Raw genomic sequence first — 21,856 nt, 5'->3', positions numbered from 1 at the left:
TTCCGGGGAGGACCTTAGAACATGAAATAGCGCTGCGCCATGGGCAGCACCTCTGCCGGCGCGCATGTCAGAAGCTCGCCGTCTGCGCGCACCTCATAGGTCTCGGCATCGACCTCTATCTTGGGGGTAGCGCCGTTGTGGATCATGCTCTTCTTGGAGATGCCACCGCGGGTATTCTTGACCGGATAGAGTGTTTTGCTGATGCCGAGTTTCCGCGCCAACCCACCGGTAATCGCGGCCTTCGAGGTGAACACCACGGAGGATGCCGTCAGCGACTTGCCGTAGGCGGCGAACATCGGCTGATAGTGCACCGGCTGCGGCGTCGGAATCGAGGCGTTGGGATCGCCCATGGGGGCGGCCACGATCGAGCCGCCCTTGATGATGCAATCCGGTTTGACGCCGAAGAAGGCCGGCGACCACAGCACGAGGTCGGCGAGCTTGCCCTTCTCCACCGAGCCGATCAGTTTCGACACGCCGTGCGCGATGGCGGGGTTGATGGTGTATTTCGAAATGTAGCGCTTGACCCGGAAATTGTCGTTGTCGTTGCCTTTGTCCTCCGGCAGCGCGCCACGCTGCTTCTTCATCTTGTCGGCGGTCTGCCAGGTGCGGATGATGACTTCGCCGAGCCGGCCCATCGCCTGCGAGTCCGACGACATCATCGAGAGCGCGCCGAGATCGTGCAGGATGTCTTCGGCCGCAATGGTCTCCTTGCGGATACGGCTTTCGGCGAACGCCAGATCTTCCGCGATCGAGGGATCGAGATGGTGACAGACCATCAGCATGTCGAGATGTTCGTCGATGGTGTTACGCGTGAAGGGGCGCGTCGGATTGGTCGAGGACGGCAGCACGTTCTTCAGCCCGGCGATCTTGATGATATCAGGCGCGTGGCCACCGCCGGCACCTTCGGTGTGGAAGGCGTGGATGGTGCGGCCCTTGAATGCCTTTACCGTGTCCTCGACGAAACCTGACTCATTCAACGTGTCCGAATGCAGCATCACCTGGACGTCGTAATCGTCTGCCACCGCGAGACAGTTGTCGATCGCCGCCGGCGTGGTGCCCCAATCCTCGTGCAGCTTCAGCGCACAGGCGCCGCCCTTGATCATCTCGACCAGCGCGGCCGGGCGCGCGGCGTTGCCCTTGCCTGATATGCCGAGATTGACCGGGAACGCGTCGAACGACTGGATCATCCGGCCCATGTGCCAGGGCCCCGGCGTGCAGGTGGTCGCAAAGGTGCCGTGCGAGGGACCGGTGCCGCCGCCGAGCATCGAGGTGACGCCGGACATCAGCGCGTGCTCGATCTGCTGTGGGCAGATGAAATGGATGTGGCTGTCGAACCCGCCGGCGGTGAGGATTTTCCCCTCCCCCGCGATGACGTCGGTGCCGGGGCCTATGACGATGGTCACATTGGGCTGGATATCGGGATTGCCGGCCTTGCCGATGGCACTGATCATGCCTTCCTTGATCGCGACGTCGGCCTTGACGATGCCCCAGTGGTCGACGATCAGCGCGTTGGTGATGACGGTATCGGCCGCGCCCTGCTTGTTGGTGACTTGTGACTGTCCCATGCCGTCGCGGATCACCTTGCCGCCGCCGAACTTCACCTCCTCGCCATAGGTGGTGAAATCCTTTTCCACCTCGATGATGAGATCGGTATCGGCGAGGCGCACCTTGTCGCCGGTGGTCGGCCCGAACATGTCGGCATAGACGCTACGTTTGATTTTTACGGACATGTCAGACTCCAGCCTTCAATCTGAATTCAATCATCGACATTGCGACTCGTGGCCACCCCTCTCCCCAACCTCGAGAGCGAGCTTCGCTCGCCTCGGACCCCGCAAGGGGGCGGGAGCCTGAGAAGTGTGCTCACCTCACCATAGATCACAGCGCGTCCCTGCAGATCACAGCTTGCCCATGACCTCGCCGCGAAAACCGTAGATGGTGCGTTTGCCGGCGAGGGCGACGAGTTGGACGTCGCGGGTCTGGCCGGGTTCGAAGCGGACCGCGGTGCCGGCGGCGATGTCGAGACGCATGCCGCGGGCGCGTCTACGGTCGAATTTCAGCGCCGGGTTGGTTTCGAAGAAGTGGTAGTGCGAGCCGACCTGGATCGGACGGTCGCCAGAGTTGGCGACGGTAAGCGTCACCGTCTTGCGGCCGGCGTTGAGCTCGATCTCGCCGTCCTTGATGAAGAGTTCGCCGGGGATCATCTGGTGCTCCTATCGGATCGGCTCATGCACGGTGACGAGCTTGGTGCCGTCGGGAAATGTCGCCTCGACCTGGATGTCGTGGATCATTTCGGGAATACCGTCCATACACTGCGCGCGGGTGATGACCTGGGCGCCGGCCTGCATCAGTTCGGCGACGGTGCGGCCGTCGCGCGCGCCCTCGACGATGAAATCGGAGATGATTGCGACCGCCTCGGGGTGGTTGAGCTTGACGCCGCGCTCGAGCCTGCGGCGCGCCACCATGGCCGCCATCGAGATCAAGAGCTTGTCCTTTTCGCGGGGGGAGAGATTCATGCGAGCACTCTGGTAATTGATAGACCTAGTTGAGCCACAGCCTTTAGTTTAGCCAAAGTCTTGGCAGCGCTGTGCTGCTGGCACGGCCAAGCACCGCCATCATGTCGGCACGCAGCCGCGCCGCATCTTGGGCACAGAAGCGCGCCATTGCAAATCCATTCCAGCAGGAGATGCCGACCTCGCCGCCGAATGTCTCCGATGCCTCGCGGATCCGCTCCACGATGGTCTCGTCGCCGGGCACAATCAGCGCGGTACCAATAGCTGCACCGCCTTTCGCAACGGCAGGTCGCACCAGTTTCGCGCCGATGTCACCATCGAGCCGAACGGTCTCCGCAAACACGAGGCGACCGCCGCGGCGTAGCCGCCAGCGATCGACGAATTCGCCATGCTGCATGGTTTCGCCCATCGCCGCGCGGCCGAACACCACGATTTCGCAAAGCAGAAGCGAAGCGTCCTCGGCTAGGTCGATATCGATCCGCCTGATGATCCGCGCACGGTCGAACAGGATGGTCTCCTGTGGCAGCCAGGCGAGATGCGCACCGGCCTCGGCCTTCAGGGCGATGCTCAGTTGAGCAGCAGCGCCGGGCGCGCGATAGACCTTCTCGGCCGCCGCCGTCGTCAGCGTCAGCCGTGCCCCCTCGCCTGCCGCGATATCGATATCGAAGCGGTCGCCGCCTGCGATTCCGCCGGCGGTGTTGACGAACACGCCCGACAGCCCTTCTGCTTCAGGGGAAGGAAACCGCACGCGCAGCGAGCCGGATTCATGCAGGTCGCCGCGGCGCGTGACACCGTCGTTAAGATGCACGCCGAACCGAACCGCGCCCTGTGCCCGGTTGGCCGCGAAGGTGGCTGAAGTCCCGCGCGCAGTTTCGGCCTGCATCCGTCCCCCAAACGACGTTACGACGCACCCCGATACACGAGGTTCACAGCGCCATCTGGCGGCTGATCTCGGCGGGATCGAGGTTGGAGCGGTCGCAGGCAAACTTCACCGCGCCGCGGTCCATGACAGCAAAATTGTCGCCGAGCTCGCAGGCAAAGTCGAGATATTGTTCGACCAGCACGATCGCGATGTTGCCGAGGCTGCGCAGATAGGAGATGGCGCGGCCGATGTCCTTGATGATCGACGGCTGGATGCCCTCGGTCGGCTCGTCGAGCAGCAACAGCTTTGGCCGCATCACCAGCGCGCGGCCGATCGCCAGTTGCTGTTGTTGCCCGCCGGAGAGGTCGCCACCGCGCCGGCCCAGCATCGTGTTCAGCACGGGAAACAGCGAGAACACGTCGTCGGGGATATGGCGGTCGTCACGCTTGAGCGGGCCGAAGCCGGTCTTGAGATTTTCCTCCACCGTCAGCAGCGGAAAGATCTCGCGGCCCTGCGGCACGAAGCCGATGCCGCGCCGTGCGCGCTCGTACGGCTTCAAGCCGGTGATGTCGTTGCCTTCGAGCGTGATCGAGCCGCCCGCAATCGGATATTGCCCGACGAGGGCGCGCAGCAGCGAAGTCTTGCCGACGCCGTTGCGCCCGAGCACGCAAGTCACCTTGCCCGGCTCGGCGGACAGCGAGACGCCACGCAGCGCCTGCGCCGCGCCGTAGTAAAGGCTGATGTTGTCGACCTTCAGCATGGATCAGCGCCCCAGATACACTTCGATCACCCGCTCGTTCGACGAGACCTGATCGATGGTCCCTTCGGCCAGCACCGTGCCTTCGTGCAGGCAGGTCACCTTGACGCCGAGCTCGCGGACGAAGGTCATGTCGTGCTCGACCACCATGACCGTCTTTTCCTTGTTGATTTCCTTCAACAGCTCCGCGGTCTGATGGGTTTCGACGTCGGTCATGCCCGCGACGGGTTCGTCGACCAGCAGCAGTTTTGGATCCTGCGCAAGCAGCATGCCGATCTCCAGCCACTGCTTCTGGCCGTGCGACAGGCTTCCTGCCAGACGATTGCGGGCATTGGTCAAGCGAATGGTTTCCAGCACGCGGTCGATCCGCTCAGATTCGACCCCGTTGCCGCGCCAGAACAGCGTGCCCTTGACGCTGTGATCGACATTGAGCGCGAGCAGCAGATTGTCCTCGATGGTCTGGCTCTCGAACACCGTCGGCTTCTGGAATTTGCGGCCGATGCCGAGTTCGGCGATGCGGGTCTCATCGAGACGCGTCAAGTCGGTCATGCCGTCGAACAGCACCGTGCCCTCGTCCGGCTTGGTCTTGCCGGTGATGATGTCCATCATCGTGGTCTTGCCGGCGCCGTTGGGGCCGATGATGGCGCGCATCTCGCCGGGCTCGAGCGTCAGCGAGAGATTGTTGATGGCGTGAAAGCCGTCGAACGAGACGTGCACGCCGTCGAGATAGAGCAGCGCCGAAGTGGTCCTTCCCTCCATGACACTCATGCGCTTACTCCGCGGGCTTCGGTTCGCCGACGCCGTCCTCGAGCGCGGCACTTTCGGCATTAGCCGCTTCCGTCGCCTTGCGGGACTCCCGCCAGGCGCTGAAGGTGCCGACGATGCCCTTCGGCAGCAGCAGCGTCACCAGGATGAACAGCGCGCCCAGCATGAACAGCCAGTACGGCGCAAGCGGGCCCGAGGTGAAGAAGGTCTTGGCGTAATTGACGACGACGGCGCCGAGGGCTGCGCCCACCAGCGTGCCGCGGCCGCCAACGGCGACCCAGATCACCGCCTCGATCGAATTGCCCGGCGCGAATTCGCTCGGATTGATGATGCCGACCTGCGGCACGTAGAGCGCACCGGCGACACCGGCCATGCAGGCCGACAGTGTGAACACGAACAGCTTGTAGGACTCGACGCGGTAGCCGAGGAAGCGCGTGCGCGATTCGGCATCGCGGATCGCGATCAGCACCTTGCCGAGTTTGGAGGTGACCACCGCGCGGCAGATCAGGAAGGTGAGGATCAGCGCCAGGCAGCTCAATGCGAAAAGGGCCGCACGGGTGCCGTCGGCCTGCACATTGAAGCCCAGAATGTCCTTGAAGTCGGTCAGGCCGTTGTTGCCGCCAAAGCCGAAATCGTTGCGGAAGAACGCCAGCAGCAGCGCGTAGGTCATCGCCTGCGTGATGATCGAGAGATAGACGCCGGTGACGCGAGATCGGAAGGCGAGCCAGCCGAAGCAGAACGCCAGGAGACCCGGGACCAGCAGCACCATCAGCGCGGCGAACCAGAACATATCAAAGCCGTGCCAGTACCAGGGCAGCTGCGGATAGTTCAGGAACACCATGAAGTCGGGCAGGATCGGATTGCCGTAGACGCCGCGACTGCCGATCTGGCGCATCAGGTACATGCCCATCGCGTAGCCGCCGAGCGCGAAGAACGCGCCATGGCCGAGCGAGAGAATGCCACAATAGCCCCAGATCAGATCGATCGAGAGCGCGAGAATCGCGTAGCAGGCATATTTGCCGAACAGCGCGACCAGATAGGTCGGCACCTGCAGCGCCGAGCCGGCCGGCATCAGAAGGTTGGAAAGCGGGATCAGCACGCCGAGCGCCGCGACGATGACGAGGAATATGGTGGCGCTGCGGTCCAGCGAGCGCGTCAGGACATGCGGCGTCATGCTTCCACCGCCCGGCCCTTGAGCGCGAACAGGCCGCGCGGACGCTTCTGGATGAACAGGATGATCAGCACCAGAATGGCGATCTTGCCGAGCACGGCGCCCGCCACCGGCTCCAGGAACTTGTTGGCGATGCCGAGCGTGAAGGCGCCGACCAGCGTTCCCCAGAGATTGCCGACGCCGCCGAACACGACCACCATGAAGCTGTCGATGATGTAGCTCTGGCCGAGATTGGGGCTGACATTGTCGATCTGCGACAGCGCCACGCCCGCGATCCCGGCAATGCCCGAACCGAGGCCGAAGGTCAGCGCATCGACGCGCGAGGTAGCGATGCCCATCGACGCCGCCATGCGGCGATTTTGAGTGACCGCGCGCATCTCGAGCCCGAGCGCCGTGTAGCGCAGCATCGCCAGCAGGATGACGAACACCGCCAGCGTGAAGCAGAGGATCCAGAGCCGGTTGTAGGTGATGGTGATCTGGCCGAGTTCGAACGCGCCGCTCATCCAGGAGGGATTGCCGACCTCGCGGTTGGTAGGACCGAACATGGTACGCACGGCCTGCTGCAGCACCAGTGAGAGGCCCCAGGTCGCCAGCAGCGTTTCCAGCGGGCGGCCGTAGAGGAAGCGGATGATGCCGCGCTCGATCAGGACGCCGATCGCTCCGGCCACCAGGAAGGCCAGCGGTACCGCGATCAGTAGCGAGTAGTCGAACAGGCCGGGATAACGGGTGCGGATGACCTCCTGCACCACGAAGGTGGTGTAGGCGCCGATCATCACCATCTCGCCATGGGCCATATTGATGACACCCATGACGCCGAAGGTGATGGCGAGCCCAATCGCGGCAAGCAGCAGCACCGAGCCGAGCGACAGGCCGTACCAGGCGTTCTGCACCATCGACCACATCTGCAGATTACTCTGGATCGAGGCGATCGCGCTGGCCGCGGCGCGCGCGACATTGGGCGGCACATCGCTGCCAAGCCCGGTCAGGAGAGCCATCGCTTCCTGGTCGCCCTTCGCCTTGACGATGGCGACGGCCTCTAACTTTTCCACCTCGGTCGCATCGCCCTTGTAGAGCAGGATGGCGGCGCGGGCTTCGGTGAAGGCCGCCTTGACGGCCTTGTTGGTTTCCTTGGCCAGTGCGCCGTCGATCACGGGTAACGCATTCTCGTCGTGGCTCTTGAAGACCGACTGCGCGGCGGCGATGCGCTTGGCGGGATCGGGCGACAACAGCGTCAGGCCGCCGAGCGCAGCCTCCACAGCGCGGCGCAGGCGGTTGTTGAGACGGACGGCAGCTGCATTGTCGGGCAGCTTGTCGACGGCCGCGCCGGTCGCGGCGTCGATGATCTTGCCGTCGGCGCCGGTGACGAAAACCTTCTTGGTGTCGGGATCGGCCGACAGACGGCCGTCCTGCAGCGCGCTGATGATGAGAAAGGCGAGCGCATTGCCCGAGGTCGCGACTGCGCCGATCGCCTCGTCGGTGTCGGAGAAATCATCGTTGGCGAATTTGGCGACCGCATCCTCGAACGGACCGGCCATCGCCGGCACGGCAAAGGAAGCGGCGAGCAGAATGGCGAGCAGAACCGCGCGAAAACGGTCAAGGAAATTGGCAGACACGATACGCCCCGGCAGGAGTGTGGGGAGAAGGCGGCGGCATCGCCGCCTTCTCCGTTCTTGCTTCTAGTTCAAGTTCTCTTGGAAGTTTATTGGAAGTTTTTTTGTTGCAAGTCAGGCATCATGATCCTTTCGGATCAGATCGATCAGATCGAGATCATATCCTGTCGGATCAGATCGAGATCAGGAGCCCTGACCGCCGCACTTGTTGGTCTTGGTGTTGTAGTTGCCGCACTTCTTGCCGACCCAATCGCCGATCAGGTCCTTGGAGCCGTCGAGCTCCTTCGACCAGGCATCGCCGGCCACCAGGCCCGGGGTCTTCCACACCACGTCGAACTGGCCGTTGGCTTTGATTTCGCCAATGAACACCGGCTTGGTGATGTGATGGTTCGGAAGCATCTTGGAGGTGCCGCCGGTCAGGTTCTTGGCTTCGATGCCGGGCAGTGCGTCGATCACCTTGTCCGGATCGGTCGACTTCACCTTTTCGACCGCCTTGACCCACATGTCGAAACCAATGACGTGGGCTTCCATCGGATCGTTGGTCACGCGCTTCGGATTCTTGGTGTAGGCCTGCCACGCCTTGATGAACTTCTCGTTCTCCGGCGACTTGATCGACTGGAAGTAGTTCCAGGCGGCGAGATGGCCGAGCAGCGGCTTGGTGTCGATGCCGGCGAGTTCTTCTTCACCGACCGAGAACGCGACAACCGGAATGTCGGTCGCCTTGATGCCCTGGTTGCCGAGCTCCTTGTAGAAGGGAACGTTGGCGTCGCCGTTGATGGTGGAGACCACAGCGGTCTTCTTGCCGGCCGAGCCGAACTTCTTGATGTCGGCCACGATCGTCTGCCAGTCGCTATGACCAAACGGCGTGTAGTTGATCATGATGTCTTCCTGCTTGACGCCCTTCGACTTCAAGTAGGCTTCGAGGATCTTGTTGGTGGTGCGCGGATAGACGTAGTCAGTGCCGGCCAGCACCCAGCGCTTCACCTTCTCGTCCTTCATCAGGTAGTCGACCGCGGGGATCGCCTGCTGGTTCGGCGCTGCACCGGTGTAGAACACGTTGCGCTCGCTCTCCTCACCCTCGTACTGCACGGGGTAGAACAGGATCGAGTTCAGCTCCTTGAACACCGGGAGCACGGACTTGCGGGACACCGAGGTCCAGCAGCCGAACACGACCGAAACCTTGTCCTTGGTGATCAGCTCGCGGGCCTTTTCGGCAAACAGCGGCCAGTTCGACGCGGGGTCGACGACGACGGCTTCGAGCTTCTTGCCGAGCACGCCGCCCTTCTTGTTCTGCTCCTCAATCAGGAAGAGGATGGTGTCCTTCAGCGTGGTTTCGCTGATGGCCATGGTGCCGGAGAGCGAATGCAGGACGCCGACCTTGATGGTCTCCTGTGCCTTGGCGTTCGAGAACGCCGCCAGACCCAGAACCAGGCCGGCGGTGGCCGCCAGCCAGCGGCGGCGGCTCAGCGTCGCTATCTCGTGAGTCAATTTTGTAAGCATGAAATGTCATCTCCCTGACGCAGGCGTTTAACGCTGCGAACGGCCCCACGGCCGCCTGCGTTAAGGGAATCGCAAGAACCATGCCACGGCTTTAGTACGGGATAAGCCCCTATAATCGCTCGGAATTTCCGGCTATGCGAAAAGCGTTGAAAGCAGATATGCCTATTTATTGGACTGCAAAAATGTATGCTTTGGCGGCAAACTATCTATTTTTTATGCAAAAGTCGCAATTTGGCTAAATTTCTTGCACGAATTTTGGTCGTTTGGAGCTGACGCGCGGCACACGATCGGTTTCCTTAACCGCGCGGGCGACAGGCGCGGAATTCACCTTGAAAGCGCCGTGCAACTGCTCCATATGATCCGCGTGACCTAGAGAATCATCAGGTCCCTGCGAGCCGCGTGTTCTGATCCCGTTTTGCGGTTTCTGGCTTGCCCCCTTCAGCTAGCAAAACCGACGCCCCAAACACGCGGGTGTCTCTGACACACTCGCGCGCTCCCTGGCTGACACCGCCGGGCGCCTGCTCTTTTATGGAAAGAACCATCCTTTTGACCTCCTTTCAGGATTTCGGCCTCGCCGATCCCATCTCGCGTGCACTCAAGGAAGAAAATTACCACACGCCCACGCCCATCCAGGCCCAGACCGTTCCCATCGCAATGACCGGCCGTGACGTCGTCGGCATCGCCCAGACCGGAACCGGCAAGACCGCGGCCTTCGCGCTGCCGATCCTGCACCGGATCATGGAGAACCGTGTCCGGCCGCAGCCGAAGAGCTGCCGCGTGCTCGTGCTGTCTCCCACCCGCGAATTGTCGGGCCAGATCCTCGACAGCTTCAACGCCTATGGCCGGCACATCCGCCTGACCTCGGCCTTGGCGATCGGCGGCGTGCCGATGGGCCGGCAGGTCCGTTCGGTCATGCAGGGCGTGGAAGTGATGGTGGCCACCCCCGGCCGCCTGCTCGATCTCGTCCAGAGCAACGGGCTGAAGCTGAACCAGGTCGAGTTCCTGGTGCTCGACGAAGCCGACCGCATGCTCGACATGGGCTTCATCAACGACATCCGCAAAGTCGTCGCCAAGCTGCCGATCAAGCGGCAGACGCTGTTCTTCTCGGCCACCATGCCGAAGGATATCGCGGAACTCGCCGAATCCATGCTGCGCGACCCGGCGCGGGTAGCGGTAACGCCGGTGGCCTCGACGGCCGACCGGATCGCCCAGCGCATCATCCAGGTCGATTTCGCCGCCAAACCGGCGGTGCTGGCGCAGCTCCTGAAGCAGGAACCTGTCGACCGTGCGCTGGTGTTTACCCGCACCAAGCACGGCGCCGACAAGGTGGTGAAGGTGCTGGCCAAGGCCGGCATCGAGGCCAACGCCATTCACGGCAACAAGTCGCAGAACCACCGGGAACGCGTGCTGGCGGCGTTCCGCTCCGGCGAGATCCGCACCCTGGTCGCCACCGACATCGCCGCCCGCGGTATCGACGTCGACGGCATTAGCCACGTCGTGAATTTCGACCTGCCCAACGTTCCCGAAACCTATGTCCACCGCATCGGCCGCACTGCCCGCGCTGGCAGGGAAGGCGTCGCGATCTCACTGATCGCGGGCGCCGAGGAGATGGGCTATCTGCGCGACATCGAGCGGCTGATCCGTATTGCGCTGCCGCGGGAAGACCGCCGCACGCCGGGGGGCCGCGACGCCGCTCCGGCAGCCGCGCATCACTCTGCCCAGCACCGGAACGGGCGGTCCGCGCCGCGCGCCCATGCCGGCCGTTCCAATGAGCAGCAACCGTCAAAAGGCCCTCGCCGACGACGCCGCGGTGGTGGTAATAATGCCGCGCCGCAGCCGAACCGGCATGAGTCGCCGCGTCAGCCGCACGTCGGCCACAGCGAAGGCATTCAAGGCGTTGCCTTCTTGCATCGCGAGAGCCGTCCGAATAATCAACCGAACCGTAGCCACCGACCGCAGCGCTAGCCTCGATCGACCTGGAGACCACCATGGCTAAAGAAGAGCTGATCCAGTTCGAAGGACTGGTGACCGAAATCCTTCCCGACGCGCGCTATCGCGTGCAGCTCGATGCCGGACACGAGATTGTTGCCTATACCGCGGGCAAGATGAAGAAGAACCGGATCAAGACGCTCGCAGGCGATCGGGTCACGATCGAAATGTCACCCTACGACCTGGAGAAAGGACGCCTGATCTTCCGTCACAAGGACGAGCGTCCCAGCAATCCCGGCGCCCCACGCGGTGCGCCACCGCGCGGCGGACAGTTCCGTCGCCGGTAAATGATTCCTTAACATCTGCGAAAACGCGCCCGATACGCTCATATCGTGCGCGGTCGCGGCCGGCTGGCCGACCGAATCAAAAAATCGTGCACGTCAGGATTGTTTTGACCACTACTATCGAATAATATTAGCCATCGATTTTCGGCCGGACGACATTAGCTATCCACCGGTACAGCCGGTTTAGACGCTGACGACCCTTCCAAAAATTCGATCTCACCAGCCCATCGAAGGGTGGGCTACGACTTGTATATCTGAGAAGGGACTACCCCAGTGAGCATGGGAACCGTGAAGTGGTTTAACGCAACCAAGGGCTATGGCTTCATCCAGCCGGATGACGGCGGCAATGACGTGTTCGTGCACATCAGCGCTGTCGAGCGTGCCGGCCTCGGAACGTTGCGTGAAGGCCAGAAGATCTCCTACGAAATCGTGGCAGATCGCCGCTCTGGCAAATCTTCGGCCGACAATCTGCGCGCCGCCGGATAAGCGATTTTCGGGTCGCATGCGACAGCGTCCCGAAGACCGCCGCTGAACAATTCAGCCGAATAAATCAAAAGGCCGCGCCCATGGCGCGGCCTTTTTCATCTCATAATTTTCCCGGCAGTTCGCCCGGCGCAGGCGTCTCATTTCTGTTCGCAGACAGTGGTGTTGTACATCACGCAAAGCGACTGGCGCGGACGGGTGAAGGTGACATCGCTCAGCGTGATGCCATTCGCCTTGTTGAGGAACCAGGCGACACTGGGAATATATTTGTATTTCACCTCGCTGTAGATCAGGTAGGTGCCGGCGATCTTGAGCGCCTCCGGAATCTCGATGATGTCGCCCGCGGAGTGCGCGTTGGCGCCTTTGCTCCACTGCACCCGCGCCTTCAGCGTGGTCGGATTGATCCAGAGTTCGGTGATCGTCCCCTCCACCGGAGCCGACGCATAAGGCGTCATGACCGCCTTGCTGGCATTGAAGAAGTTGGTCAACTGCGCATCGGTGACCTTCTCGTTCTGGGACGTCAGATCCGACAGCGTGCGCGCCATGATCGTCACCTTGCGGTCGATGGCGACGCCGGCCGAGAACTCGTTGGTTCCCACGAGCAGCATCGCCATGAGCGGAATGATCATGGCGAATTCGACGGCCGCCACACCGCTGTTGTTGCCCCGCAACTCGAATGCCTGGCGGCGCATGCGAAGCCAGATTGTGCTCATCGGTTTCATTACCTTGGCCCTAGTAAGGTTCGTTCTGGAACGCGGCGGTCGCCGTCAACAGCCGCTGGTTTAGGCCGATATTCGCGACATTGAAGCCGAGGCCGGTGACGAACAGCGGCCATTTGTAGAACAGCCGCACGACGACGATGTCGCCGGGTCCGCCCGGCAGATAATTGTTCGGAGGAACGAAATTTCCCGCAACGATCGGGTCGGAAACGTTGACGCTGGAAAACGCCTTGTAGCTCTGCACGTCGATCGAGATGCCGTTGACGCAGTCGAACATGATGGTGAGCTTGGCGCAAACGGCGTTCTTGAATTGCGCCTGGGTGAAGGAGGAGTTCTGCGCCTGGCCGGTCAAGATCAGACGCGACGTATCCTGCGTCACCGTTTCGAGAATCTGGCTGGCAAAGAACACCAGCGCCAGTTCGATGATCGCGAACAGGACGCCGAAGAATATCGGCGCGACCAGCGCGAACTCGACGGCGGCCGTGCCCCTTCGATTGTGACGAAACCGGCGCAGAATGTTTGGCTTGGGCGGTGTGGAGGGCGGCATCGACGAGACCTCAGATCGCGAGGGGATTGCCGCAAAAATCTATCCGAAACTGATTGTCGAATTGTTTCGGCCGATCCAGCCAGAACGACCCGCTGCGTCAACCGTCTCTTAACCCTGCCGCGAGCCCGCCGGAGATTGCCGGCGGGTTCTCTACCGCAACAGACTCACCTGATGCCAGCCGCCGCGGCTCCCGCAGCCTGGCCCGAGAGCGAACCGGCCTGGCTGATTGCGGTCTGGAAGTAGTTCACGCCGTCGCCGAGGGTGACGCGGCGCTGGCAGATCGGCATGCAGCTATAGGACTCCCGATCAACGCCGCGGTAGACGGTGACGAGCTGATCGGACGGGCCCTCGACCTGGATCTGGCGATCCACTAGCACCTCGCCGTTGCGGTCCATGGCGATGAAGTTGGTCGCGCCGTAGCCCTTGCCGGTAACCACGACGATGCCGCCGCTCTGCAGCGTCACGTCCGCAATCAGCGGGTTTCCAACCACGATGGTGGAGACCTTGGCAGGAAGCTTCACAAGCTTCGCCTGATCGACATAGACGGCTATGCGGTCGGGATCGGGCGAGGCCAGGCAGACGGCCGGCCACAGCAGGATTCCTGCAACGAGCGAACGCAATCCAAAACGCGCGCGTGCGCGAATACGCGGAAACTTGAACGACATACTCTACCCCGGGGCATCAACATGCCGGCAATGGCGGATACACAGCGGAACCGGCGCCCGACAGGGTGAATCTGACGACAATTCATGAACAAAGGGCAAATAGGCCGCCGCCCGGCGGCAAGAAATCCGCCATTTACCTACTTGCGGAATGGGTAGGCCAGCTGCCCGACGATCTCGCGGGGAAACGAGACCTGGTCGTCGACGCCATAATGCTCCGGCAGGCGGTCTTTCGGCATCCGGAAGGTCCCGAACAGGAGGTCCCAGAGCGGAAAGGTGCCTGCGAAATTGGTATCGCCGCCCTCTTCGCGGGCGGTGTGGTGCCAACGGTGAAACACCGGAGTCGCCACGACGTATTTGAACGGCCCGAGCGTCCAGTTGAGGTTGGCGTGAACGAAGGCCGAATGAAAGATGTTGAACGGCCCGAGCCAGAGCATCACGCCCGGCGAAATGCCGGCCAGCAGCAGCGCGACGTCGACCCCGATGGTCCCCAGCAGCAGGTTGGCGGGGTGAAAGCGCGCCGCCGAGATCCAGTCAACGTCCTCCGAGGAATGATGGATGGCATGGTATTTCCAGAACCCGCCGCCATGGAACATGCGGTGCAGCCAGTACATGATGAAATCGGCGGCGACCAGGAACAGGATCGCCTGCAGCCACAAGGGCAGCGTCGACAATGGGCCGTGGCCGTTGTCGTAGAAGGCGATCAGTTCGTCGGCATCGCGAATTCCAAACAGCAGGGCGGCCCCGAGCACGAGCAGCCCGATGCGGAACACGCGCGCAAACAGCGGCACCAGGAACCAGTAGCAGATGTCGGTGACAAGCTCGCGCTTGCGCCACCAGGGCTTACCGGGATTGCAGGCCCAGAAATGCGAAAGTAGCGAGAACAGCAGCGCCAGCGCGATCGTGACGGGCACCACCTTGGCCAAGGTCTGGCCGAACATTTCGACGATTTCGGTCGGCAGGTTCATTTCGACCGGCGTAGCAGAATCCCCGCCTCGCCGCCAGTTTGGACGGCCGTCGGCGGCCTCAGGCGGTCGTCACGACGGCTTTCGGGGCACCGCCGGCCGACGCCAATGCGTGGCCCAGCCGGTTGAAGGGACGCTCGATCCGGGGCTCGATCAGATAATAGCTGAATGCCAGTGACACGGCGGAGACCAGCAGGAACAGCGGCACCAGGCCCACCGGGACCAGTCCGGCTATCAGCGACACCACGGCAAAATGAACGAGATAGATGGCGTAGGAGTGACGTCCCAGCACCGTCATCCACGACAGCGAGACGTTCGAGATCAGGACACCGAACGCGAATGCAGCCAGCAGCGCGATTTCGGCGCCCTGCGGCGTGACGATCAGCGCAGCGCCGAGCAGAAGCAGCACGGCGAATGTCGGCCTGTTCTTCAGCTCGATATAGTCATACAGCAGGATACCGAAGCCGAAGCAGATCACCTGGCGCGGCAGCCAGCTGGTGAAGACGCCCTCAGCCAGATACGCCTGGCTGGCGGGCAGCGACGCCGCCAGCCGCGGAATCAGATAGGGCTCGACGGCCAATTGTCCGATAACGCTCACAAGTGCGATCGACGCGTAGCACAACGTGGCGCCGTTGCGGCGGCGGAACAGATAGATCAGAAGCGGAAACAGCAGATAGAACTGCATTTCCACCGCAATGCTCCAGCCGCCCGGAACGACCGAATTGTAGGCGGTGACGCTGCACGAGTGCAGGAAGAGGAATGTCAGCAGCACCTCGCTCACGCCGACGCCGTCCGGCGCAAAGTTCGTGATGCCGCGGCCGCGCGTCGCCAGCAGATAAAAAACAATGGCGACCCAGAACAGCGGCGCGATCCGGAAGAAACGCCGGATATAGAACGAGCGGGCGGCGGCCAGATCGAGCCTGTCGCCAAATGTCAGCATCATCGTATAGCCGCTGATGATGAAGAAGAGCTGGACGCCGAGCCCGCCGTAGTTCTTGGCAAACCAGGTCAGGCCGGGAACGACGCCGGTAGACTCTTCCTGGCAGTGCACCAGGACGACCAGCAGGATGGCCACGCCGCGCAGAAGATCCAGCGACTGGTTGCGCCGTGTCATGGCGTGCCGGCGGTACGGACGTGCAACACCGCGTTGCCATCGGCGTAGACGCGCCGCCAGCCGGCGGTGTGATCAAGCAGGCTGGCCGCCGGCGTGAAGGGCGTCAGCAGCACGGCATCGATCTGCCAGGTGTTGAGAATATTCAGGAGCTCGTTCACGTCCTTGAGCTGCATCGCGCGGTAATAGGCCATCTCAAAGGCTTCGCCGTAGAGCTCGGCACGCCCGTCGATGAAGACCGGGATCTGCCGCCAGATCAGATAGCCGCCGAACGGGAGATCATTGAGAACCCGCTTCGGATTATGCGCCATCAGCGCATCGACAGCCGCCGCCGGCGAATGGTTTTGGGGTGGCGCGAAAGCGGTGTTGGCTGCCAGCAGCCACGTCCAGCCACCGAGCAGGGCGATTACCGCCGCCACCACGGACATCGGGGCACCGGTGCGGGCAGACCAAGCCGGCCGCAGCGCAAACTGCGAGGCCACCGGTGCGAGCACCACGATCGGCAGCAGCAGCGCAAAGATTTCGACGTTCCTGACATGCGACAGCGCCATGTGCAGCAGGCCGAGCACCAGCGCGATCCGCGGCGGCGTGAGCTTGACGCCGCCGTGGAGCGCGCCGGCGATCAGCATGAGGATCGCCATCTCGAACGCGCCGAATTTGCTGAAGTCCGCCGGCATCCATTCATAGATCAGATGCAGGAGTTCGCCGAGATCCAGGATCCTGCGGGCGGCGAGGATCGATCCCCAACCGTAAGGCGTGGCGCAGCAGGCCAGCAGCGCGCCGACGCCGAACGCTGCCCAGCGCAGCGTCACCGACCTGCGCTGCGCGCGCTCGGCATTCCACAGCGCATCCAGCGCGAACGCGCCGACCAGCACGAGGCCGAACACGAACCCGCCGTGCAGGTTTGCCCACAACGCCAGCAACGGCAACAGCAATGCCGACGGTGCCTGACCGCGCTCGCTTGCCGACATCAGCCCGTACGCCCAGGCCAGCATGATCGGCAGCACCAGCACGTGCGGGCGCGCCAGAAAATGTCCCATCGAGAGCACCAGCGCCGCGATCGCGACCATGATCGCATAGCCGGCGGAGATGCGGCGGCCGAGAATGTGGGCAAACAACGCGAAGGTTGCGGCGATTGAGCTCGCGGCGAGAACCACCGGCCCGGTCCAGCCCGCCAGATTGTAGCTCACCGCATACAGCACCTGCGCCAGCCAGGACGACGACGTCCACGACTCTCCGGTCTTTGTGAAGGAGTAGATGTCGACGCGCGGCAAGGCTTGATGGTCGAGGATCCACTGTCCCACGGCGATCTGCCAGTAGGTATCGGAATCGTTCAGAAGCGCCCCGCCGCGGACCAGCAACAGCGCGTAGATGCCGATGCCGAGCCACAGCCATGCCGGAACGTCGGCAAGGCTGAAGGTTTTCTCCTTCTGGATCGCCTCCGCTTCGATGCTCATGCGAATTACCGGCCGGTCCTAGTGACGAAATGGATAGGCCAGTTGCCCGCCAATCTCGGTCGGGACCTTCTGGTCGTCCACGCCGTAAGTTTCAGGCAGCCGGTTCTCGGGCATGCGAAACGTTCCGAACAGAATGTCCCAGAGCGGGAAGGTGCCCGCAAAATTGGTGTTGCCGCCCTCTTCCAGCGAGGTGTGATGCCAGCGATGGAAGACCGGCGTGGCCAGCACATATTTGAACGGCCCGAGCGTCCAGTTCAGGTTGGCGTGAACGAAGGCGGAGTGGAAGGTCGTGAACGGCCCCACCCACAGCATGATGTTGGGCGATATGCCCGCCATCAGCAGGATGACGTCGACCAGGATCGTTCCGATGAACAGGTTGACGGGGTGAAACCGCGCCGCCGAGATCCACTCGAGATCTTCCGAGGAATGATGGATGGCGTGATATTTCCAGAACCCGCCGCCGTGAAACATGCGGTGCAGCCAATACAGCATGAAGTCGGACGCGACGAGGAACAGTATCGCCTGCATCCAGAGCGGAAGCCGCGCCAGCGGTCCATGGCCGTTGTCGTAGAATGCGATCAGTTCGTCGACCTCGTGAATGTTGAAGACGACTGAAGCGCCGATCACCAGCAGGCCGATGCGGAAGATGCGCGCAAACACCGGCACGAAGAACCAGTAACAGATGTCGGTAATGAGCTCGCGCTTGCGCCACCAAGGTTTGCCTGGATTGCAGGCCCAGAAATGCGAGAGCACCGTGAACACAACGGCGAGCACGATCGTGACCGGAACGACCTTCGCCATCGTCTGGCCGACCACCTCGATGACTTCCATTGGCAAACTCGACATGACGGCCTCGCTCGATCACACCTGAAAAGGGGTATCCGCTCGCGCTTAAGGAGCCGTGAATCAAAGGAGCCGGCGGGCACAAGCGATCGCGACGAAGACGCTTCGAAGGCGCACCTGTATTTTTATCGAACGCTTTAATGCAGCGTTTACTGTGCTCAATAACAGCAAGTTCCAAGCATTTTTCGACGTTCGAATTAACTGCGCCGAAATTGTCGCACCCTAGGGTGACGCCCATGGTCACGGTGCTGAGAACGCCGGCGAGACCAAACTTAAGTTCGACCAGCCACGTGTACACAGGAGTTATCATCTATGAAGAATCTCGTTTCGCGTTTCGTGAAGGATGAGTCCGGCGCCACCGCCATCGAGTACGGTCTGATTGCCGCCGGCATCGCGATCGCGATCATTACCGCCGTCAACGGTCTCGGCACCAAGCTGTCGACGAACTTCAACACGATCTCGAGCTCGCTGAAGTAAGCGACGGCTGCGAGCTAGCGTTAAAGGCCCCGGCAAGCCGGGGCCTTTTTCGTTTTTCGTCAGAGCGCGCACGCGCCGGAGCTGACGGCCGGCTGCCGGAAGCGGCATGCCCGCGCAACGTTCCGCTGTTTCCCGATTGTTCATTTCTCATGGCTAGGCTCAGCCAGAGCCTGCATCCCGGTCAACCGTAGCAAGCGTGATTTCATGATCCTCGATACCGCCCGCCTCCTGCTGTTTCCGGCCCTGATGGCGTTCGCTGCCGCGAGCGACCTGTTCACGATGACGATTTCGAACCGGGTGTCGCTGGCGCTGATTGCCGGCTTCATCGCGCTTGCGGTGCTGGGCGGCATGAGCCTGCACGACATCCTTCTGCATTTCGGCGCCGGCGCCGCCGTTCTGGTGGTGGCCTTTGGCTGCTTCGCGATGGGATGGATGGGCGGCGGCGACGCCAAGGTCGCAGCCAGCGTGGCACTATGGTTCGGCTTCGACCATCTGCTCAATTATTTGCTCTATGTCTCGCTGCTCGGCGGCGCGCTGACGATCCTGCTGATTCAGTTCCGGCAATGGCCGCTGCCATCCTTCCTCACGGGACAAGCCTGGCTGAACCGGCTGCACGACAAGCAGAGCGGAATCCCCTACGGCATCGCCCTCGCGCTTGGCGCGCTGATCGTCTATCCGGAGACCGAATGGATCAAGGCGGTCGACCTCACTCACCTCGCCATGCGCTGATCCGGCGTCGCTAACTTTCCGTTAAGGCAATTTACACACGCCTCATTAACCATGCTTTGACGAATAGCTGGTCAACTCCCATCACGGCGGCGGAAGCGTCGCAGCGTAATGTGGAAAGTGAAGCGTATGAATAAGCCACGCATAGTGGTTCTGGCCATCGCGATCGTCGCCGGCGGCATTGCCGCCTATCTCGCCAGCGGGTCCGACGACAAGCCAGCGCCGGCGCCGGTCGCGCAGATGCCGACCGTCGAAATTCTCGTCGCGAAATCGGATATCGGCCTCGGCCAGTCGGTCAAGCCGGACGATCTGCAATGGCAGATGTGGCCGGCCGCAACCGCTAGCAGCAACTTCATCAACAAGGCCAGCAAGGCTGACGCCATCAACGAAATCACCGGCTCGATCGCGCGCTCCCCGTTCATCGCGGGCGAGCCGATTCGCGAGCAGAAGCTGGTGAAAGCCGACGGCTCAGGCTTCATGGCGGCGATCCTGCCGGCCGGCTACCGCGCCATTTCCACCGAAATTTCCCCGGAAACCGGCGCCGGCGGCTTCATCCTGCCGAACGACCGCGTCGACGTGCTTCTCACCAAGCGCGAGAGGAGTGCCAACGGCAGAGGTCCGGACGTCTCCAGTTCGGAAATCATTCTCTCCAATGTTCGCGTTCTCGCGATCGACCAGGCGCCGAAGGAAAAAGAAGGCGCCAACTCGCTGGTCGGCAAGACCGTCACCCTCGAACTGAAGCCCGAGCAGGCCGAGACGCTGGCGCGGTCGCGCCAGAGCGGCACGCTGACGCTGGCGCTGCGCAGCATCGCCGACGTCAACGCGGTCGATGATCTGGACGAACAACAACGCAACAGGCGCGGCGAAAATTTCAACGTCATCCGTTATGGCGTCGCCAGCCAGCAGACAATGCAGAAGTGACCGAAAGGACGCACGATATGAAGTGCAGGGAAATTCAGCCGATGATGCGAACGTTCATCGTCCGCGCCCTGTCGTTTTCGGCCGTGGCTGCTCTCACGCTCAATCCGGCGCTGACGCCAGTGGTGGCGAGCGACTATCGCGCCATGGCTCCGGTCGGCGCCGAAGGACAGATGAACGCGCGTTTCGTTTCGCTCGGGATCGGTAAATCGATGGTGGTCGATCTGCCGCGCGAGATCAAGGACGTGCTGGTCGCCGATCCCAAGGTCGCCAACGCAGTCGTGCGGACGACCCAGCGCGCCTATATCATCGGCGCCGCGGTCGGCCAGACCAACATCGTTTTCTTCGATTCCACCGGCGCGCAGATCGCAGCCTATGACATTGCGGTCAAGCGCGACCTCAACGGCGTGCGCGCCGCGCTGAAGCAGTCGCTGCCGAATTCGGACATCCTGATCGAAGGCGTCGGCGACGGCGTCGTGCTGACCGGCAGCGCAGCAAGCCCGATCGAAGCGCAACAGGCTGCCGACATTGCCGCCCGCCTCGTCGGCGGCAGCGAAAAGGTCGTCAATTCGATCGCGGTCCGCGGCCGCGACCAGGTGATGCTGAAGGTGACGGTCGCTGAGGTCTCCCGCAATATCATCAAGCAGTTGGGCATCGATCTCACGGCCAGTTTCAATTACGGCACCTCGGTCGTGAACTTCACCAATGCCAATCCGTTCACCGCGCTCGGTCGTTCGCTGGTCCCGGGCAATTCGGCACAGGGAACGTTCGGAGGTACTTCGTCAGTGACGGCTACGCTGCGCGCGATGGAGAGCGCCGGCGTCGTCCGCACGCTGGCCGAGCCCAACTTGACCGCGATCTCGGGTGAATCCGCGACCTTCGTTGCCGGCGGCGAATTTCCCGTTCCCGCGGGCTATGCCTGCGATCCCGTCACGCGCGTCTGTACGACCCAGATTTCATTCAAGAAGTTCGGCATTTCGCTCAACTTCACGCCGGTGGTGATGACCGAAGGACGGATCAGCCTTCGCGTCATGACCGAGGTGTCGGAACTGTCGAACGACAACTCGATCACGCTGACGCAGGCTCTCAGCAACAACTCGACGAACTCGCTGACCATTCCCTCGATCAAGACCCGCCGCGCGGAAACCACGCTGGAGATTCCCTCGGGCGGCGCGATGGCCATGGCGGGCTTGATCGCGGAGCAGACCAAGCAGGCCATCAACGGCCTGCCCGGCCTGGCGCAACTGCCTGTTCTCGGCTCGCTGTTCCGCAGCCGCGACTACGTCAACAACCAGACCGAACTGATGGTTCTGGTCACGCCATACGTGGTCCGCGCGGTGGCGCAGAAGGACCTATCGCGCCCCGACGACGGCTTTGCCGCCGCGGCGGACCCGCAGGCCGACTTGCTCGGCAGCATCAATCGCATCTACGGCGTTCCGGGCCGCGTCGAAAAGGCACGGAATTATCGCGGCACCTACGGCTTTATTACGGACTGAGGCG

General features: G+C 62.4%; 23 protein-coding genes. 7 read left to right on the top strand and 16 right to left on the bottom strand.

Annotated features, from left to right (window positions below; translation table 11 throughout):
* Positions 1–14 precede the first annotated feature (14 nt).
* The 9 genes from ureC to urtA all read right to left on the bottom strand — a co-directional run bounded on the left by ureC (position 15) and on the right by urtA (position 9,175).
* Positions 15–1,730 (bottom strand): urease subunit alpha, encoded by a 1,716-nt coding sequence (gene ureC / locus ACH79_RS15115; protein ID WP_161851742.1) that lies wholly within the window; start codon positions 1,728–1,730, stop codon positions 15–17.
* Between the two features lie 165 nt (positions 1,731–1,895).
* The gene (locus ACH79_RS15110; protein ID WP_161851741.1) at positions 1,896–2,201 is read right to left on the bottom strand and encodes an urease subunit beta; all 306 of its coding nucleotides are present in this window, start codon (positions 2,199–2,201) and stop codon (positions 1,896–1,898) included.
* A 9-nt stretch (positions 2,202–2,210) separates the two neighbouring features.
* A complete protein-coding gene (locus ACH79_RS15105) occupies positions 2,211–2,513 on the bottom strand; it encodes an urease subunit gamma (protein ID WP_057838531.1) in 303 nt (100 codons plus the stop codon).
* Positions 2,514–2,556: 43 nt separating this feature from the next.
* Positions 2,557–3,393, bottom strand: coding sequence for an urease accessory protein UreD (locus ACH79_RS15100; protein ID WP_161851740.1), 837 nt, complete (start codon positions 3,391–3,393; stop codon positions 2,557–2,559).
* Positions 3,394–3,436: 43 nt separating this feature from the next.
* Positions 3,437–4,132 (bottom strand): urea ABC transporter ATP-binding subunit UrtE, encoded by a 696-nt coding sequence (gene urtE / locus ACH79_RS15095; protein WP_057858344.1) that lies wholly within the window; start codon positions 4,130–4,132, stop codon positions 3,437–3,439.
* Between the two features lie 3 nt (positions 4,133–4,135).
* Complete coding sequence (gene urtD / locus ACH79_RS15090; protein WP_161851739.1) at positions 4,136–4,897, bottom strand: urea ABC transporter ATP-binding protein UrtD; 762 nt, start codon at positions 4,895–4,897, stop codon at positions 4,136–4,138.
* Positions 4,898–4,901: 4 nt separating this feature from the next.
* Positions 4,902–6,068 carry an urea ABC transporter permease subunit UrtC gene (gene urtC, locus ACH79_RS15085; protein ID WP_161851738.1) on the bottom strand — a complete coding sequence of 389 codons (1,167 nt, stop codon included), beginning with the start codon at positions 6,066–6,068 and terminating at the stop codon, positions 4,902–4,904.
* On the bottom strand, positions 6,065–7,600 hold the full coding sequence (gene urtB / locus ACH79_RS15080; protein WP_161856366.1) for an urea ABC transporter permease subunit UrtB: 1,536 nt from the start codon (positions 7,598–7,600) through the stop codon (positions 6,065–6,067). The genes urtC and urtB overlap by 4 nt, the downstream gene beginning before the upstream one ends.
* A gap of 258 nt (positions 7,601–7,858) precedes the next feature.
* On the bottom strand, positions 7,859–9,175 hold the full coding sequence (gene urtA, locus ACH79_RS15075; protein ID WP_161851737.1) for an urea ABC transporter substrate-binding protein: 1,317 nt from the start codon (positions 9,173–9,175) through the stop codon (positions 7,859–7,861).
* A gap of 528 nt (positions 9,176–9,703) precedes the next feature.
* On the opposite strand from urtA, the gene ACH79_RS15070 reads away from it, so the two are divergent.
* From ACH79_RS15070 to ACH79_RS15060, 3 genes are all read left to right on the top strand, one after another.
* Positions 9,704–11,140, top strand: a complete 1,437-nt coding sequence (locus ACH79_RS15070) for a DEAD/DEAH box helicase (protein WP_161851736.1) — start codon at positions 9,704–9,706, stop codon at positions 11,138–11,140.
* Positions 11,141–11,163: 23 nt separating this feature from the next.
* Complete coding sequence (infA, locus tag ACH79_RS15065; RefSeq protein WP_057838523.1) at positions 11,164–11,451, top strand: translation initiation factor IF-1; 288 nt, start codon at positions 11,164–11,166, stop codon at positions 11,449–11,451.
* Positions 11,452–11,721: 270 nt separating this feature from the next.
* Entirely contained in the window at positions 11,722–11,934 is a 213-nt protein-coding gene (locus tag ACH79_RS15060) for a cold-shock protein (protein ID WP_002714433.1), read from the top strand.
* 137 nt (positions 11,935–12,071) lie between these two features.
* Here ACH79_RS15060 and ACH79_RS15055 read toward each other — a convergent pair whose 3' ends face one another.
* From ACH79_RS15055 to ACH79_RS15025, 7 genes are all read right to left on the bottom strand, one after another.
* Positions 12,072–12,644, bottom strand: a complete 573-nt coding sequence (locus tag ACH79_RS15055) for a TadE/TadG family type IV pilus assembly protein (protein WP_246738540.1) — start codon at positions 12,642–12,644, stop codon at positions 12,072–12,074.
* 19 nt (positions 12,645–12,663) lie between these two features.
* Positions 12,664–13,197, bottom strand: a complete 534-nt coding sequence (locus tag ACH79_RS15050; protein ID WP_161851734.1) for a TadE/TadG family type IV pilus assembly protein — start codon at positions 13,195–13,197, stop codon at positions 12,664–12,666.
* A 164-nt stretch (positions 13,198–13,361) separates the two neighbouring features.
* The gene (locus tag ACH79_RS15045) at positions 13,362–13,862 is read right to left on the bottom strand and encodes a pilus assembly protein N-terminal domain-containing protein (protein ID WP_161851733.1); all 501 of its coding nucleotides are present in this window, start codon (positions 13,860–13,862) and stop codon (positions 13,362–13,364) included.
* Between the two features lie 137 nt (positions 13,863–13,999).
* Positions 14,000–14,827 (bottom strand): sterol desaturase family protein, encoded by an 828-nt coding sequence (locus tag ACH79_RS15040; RefSeq protein ID WP_161851732.1) that lies wholly within the window; start codon positions 14,825–14,827, stop codon positions 14,000–14,002.
* A gap of 58 nt (positions 14,828–14,885) precedes the next feature.
* A complete protein-coding gene (locus tag ACH79_RS15035) occupies positions 14,886–15,938 on the bottom strand; it encodes an acyltransferase (RefSeq protein ID WP_161851731.1) in 1,053 nt (350 codons plus the stop codon).
* Positions 15,935–17,392 (bottom strand): hypothetical protein, encoded by a 1,458-nt coding sequence (locus tag ACH79_RS15030; protein ID WP_161851730.1) that lies wholly within the window; start codon positions 17,390–17,392, stop codon positions 15,935–15,937. The genes ACH79_RS15035 and ACH79_RS15030 overlap by 4 nt, the downstream gene beginning before the upstream one ends.
* A gap of 18 nt (positions 17,393–17,410) precedes the next feature.
* A complete protein-coding gene (locus ACH79_RS15025) occupies positions 17,411–18,238 on the bottom strand; it encodes a sterol desaturase family protein (protein ID WP_161851729.1) in 828 nt (275 codons plus the stop codon).
* A gap of 309 nt (positions 18,239–18,547) precedes the next feature.
* On the opposite strand from ACH79_RS15025, the gene ACH79_RS15020 reads away from it, so the two are divergent.
* From ACH79_RS15020 to ACH79_RS15005, 4 genes are all read left to right on the top strand, one after another.
* Positions 18,548–18,712: a Flp family type IVb pilin gene (locus ACH79_RS15020; protein WP_057858333.1), complete on the top strand. Its 165-nt coding sequence runs from the start codon at positions 18,548–18,550 to the stop codon at positions 18,710–18,712.
* 204 nt (positions 18,713–18,916) lie between these two features.
* A complete protein-coding gene (locus ACH79_RS15015; protein WP_161851728.1) occupies positions 18,917–19,441 on the top strand; it encodes a prepilin peptidase in 525 nt (174 codons plus the stop codon).
* A gap of 126 nt (positions 19,442–19,567) precedes the next feature.
* On the top strand, positions 19,568–20,359 hold the full coding sequence (cpaB, locus tag ACH79_RS15010) for a Flp pilus assembly protein CpaB (RefSeq protein WP_161851727.1): 792 nt from the start codon (positions 19,568–19,570) through the stop codon (positions 20,357–20,359).
* Positions 20,360–20,400: 41 nt separating this feature from the next.
* The gene (locus ACH79_RS15005) at positions 20,401–21,852 is read left to right on the top strand and encodes a type II and III secretion system protein family protein (protein WP_371419403.1); all 1,452 of its coding nucleotides are present in this window, start codon (positions 20,401–20,403) and stop codon (positions 21,850–21,852) included.
* Positions 21,853–21,856: the final 4 nt, after the last annotated feature.

Origin of the sequence: Bradyrhizobium sp. CCBAU 051011 (genome assembly GCF_009930815.1) — a bacterium.
GTDB lineage: Bacteria > Pseudomonadota > Alphaproteobacteria > Rhizobiales > Xanthobacteraceae > Bradyrhizobium.
The sequence above is the reverse complement of the archived record's forward strand: the minus strand, read 5'-3'. Positions and strand labels throughout refer to the sequence as shown.

Coding starts and splice junctions, on each gene's coding strand:
- ureC (WP_161851742.1), bottom strand. CDS start 1,730: ATGTCCGTAAAAATCAAACGTAGCGTCTATGCCGACATGTTCGGGCCG.
- ACH79_RS15110 (WP_161851741.1), bottom strand. CDS start 2,201: ATGATCCCCGGCGAACTCTTCATCAAGGACGGCGAGATCGAGCTCAAC.
- ACH79_RS15105 (WP_057838531.1), bottom strand. CDS start 2,513: ATGAATCTCTCCCCCCGCGAAAAGGACAAGCTCTTGATCTCGATGGCG.
- ACH79_RS15100 (WP_161851740.1), bottom strand. CDS start 3,393: ATGCAGGCCGAAACTGCGCGCGGGACTTCAGCCACCTTCGCGGCCAAC.
- urtE (WP_057858344.1), bottom strand. CDS start 4,132: ATGCTGAAGGTCGACAACATCAGCCTTTACTACGGCGCGGCGCAGGCG.
- urtD (WP_161851739.1), bottom strand. CDS start 4,897: ATGAGTGTCATGGAGGGAAGGACCACTTCGGCGCTGCTCTATCTCGAC.
- urtC (WP_161851738.1), bottom strand. CDS start 6,068: ATGACGCCGCATGTCCTGACGCGCTCGCTGGACCGCAGCGCCACCATA.
- urtB (WP_161856366.1), bottom strand. CDS start 7,600: ATGGCCGGTCCGTTCGAGGATGCGGTCGCCAAATTCGCCAACGATGAT.
- urtA (WP_161851737.1), bottom strand. CDS start 9,175: ATGCTTACAAAATTGACTCACGAGATAGCGACGCTGAGCCGCCGCCGC.
- ACH79_RS15070 (WP_161851736.1), top strand. CDS start 9,704: ATGGAAAGAACCATCCTTTTGACCTCCTTTCAGGATTTCGGCCTCGCC.
- infA (WP_057838523.1), top strand. CDS start 11,164: ATGGCTAAAGAAGAGCTGATCCAGTTCGAAGGACTGGTGACCGAAATC.
- ACH79_RS15055 (WP_246738540.1), bottom strand. CDS start 12,644: ATGAGCACAATCTGGCTTCGCATGCGCCGCCAGGCATTCGAGTTGCGG.
- ACH79_RS15050 (WP_161851734.1), bottom strand. CDS start 13,197: ATGCCGCCCTCCACACCGCCCAAGCCAAACATTCTGCGCCGGTTTCGT.
- ACH79_RS15045 (WP_161851733.1), bottom strand. CDS start 13,862: ATGTCGTTCAAGTTTCCGCGTATTCGCGCACGCGCGCGTTTTGGATTG.
- ACH79_RS15040 (WP_161851732.1), bottom strand. CDS start 14,827: ATGAACCTGCCGACCGAAATCGTCGAAATGTTCGGCCAGACCTTGGCC.
- ACH79_RS15035 (WP_161851731.1), bottom strand. CDS start 15,938: ATGACACGGCGCAACCAGTCGCTGGATCTTCTGCGCGGCGTGGCCATC.
- ACH79_RS15030 (WP_161851730.1), bottom strand. CDS start 17,392: ATGAGCATCGAAGCGGAGGCGATCCAGAAGGAGAAAACCTTCAGCCTT.
- ACH79_RS15025 (WP_161851729.1), bottom strand. CDS start 18,238: ATGTCGAGTTTGCCAATGGAAGTCATCGAGGTGGTCGGCCAGACGATG.
- ACH79_RS15020 (WP_057858333.1), top strand. CDS start 18,548: ATGAAGAATCTCGTTTCGCGTTTCGTGAAGGATGAGTCCGGCGCCACC.
- ACH79_RS15015 (WP_161851728.1), top strand. CDS start 18,917: ATGATCCTCGATACCGCCCGCCTCCTGCTGTTTCCGGCCCTGATGGCG.
- cpaB (WP_161851727.1), top strand. CDS start 19,568: ATGAATAAGCCACGCATAGTGGTTCTGGCCATCGCGATCGTCGCCGGC.
- ACH79_RS15005 (WP_371419403.1), top strand. CDS start 20,401: ATGATGCGAACGTTCATCGTCCGCGCCCTGTCGTTTTCGGCCGTGGCT.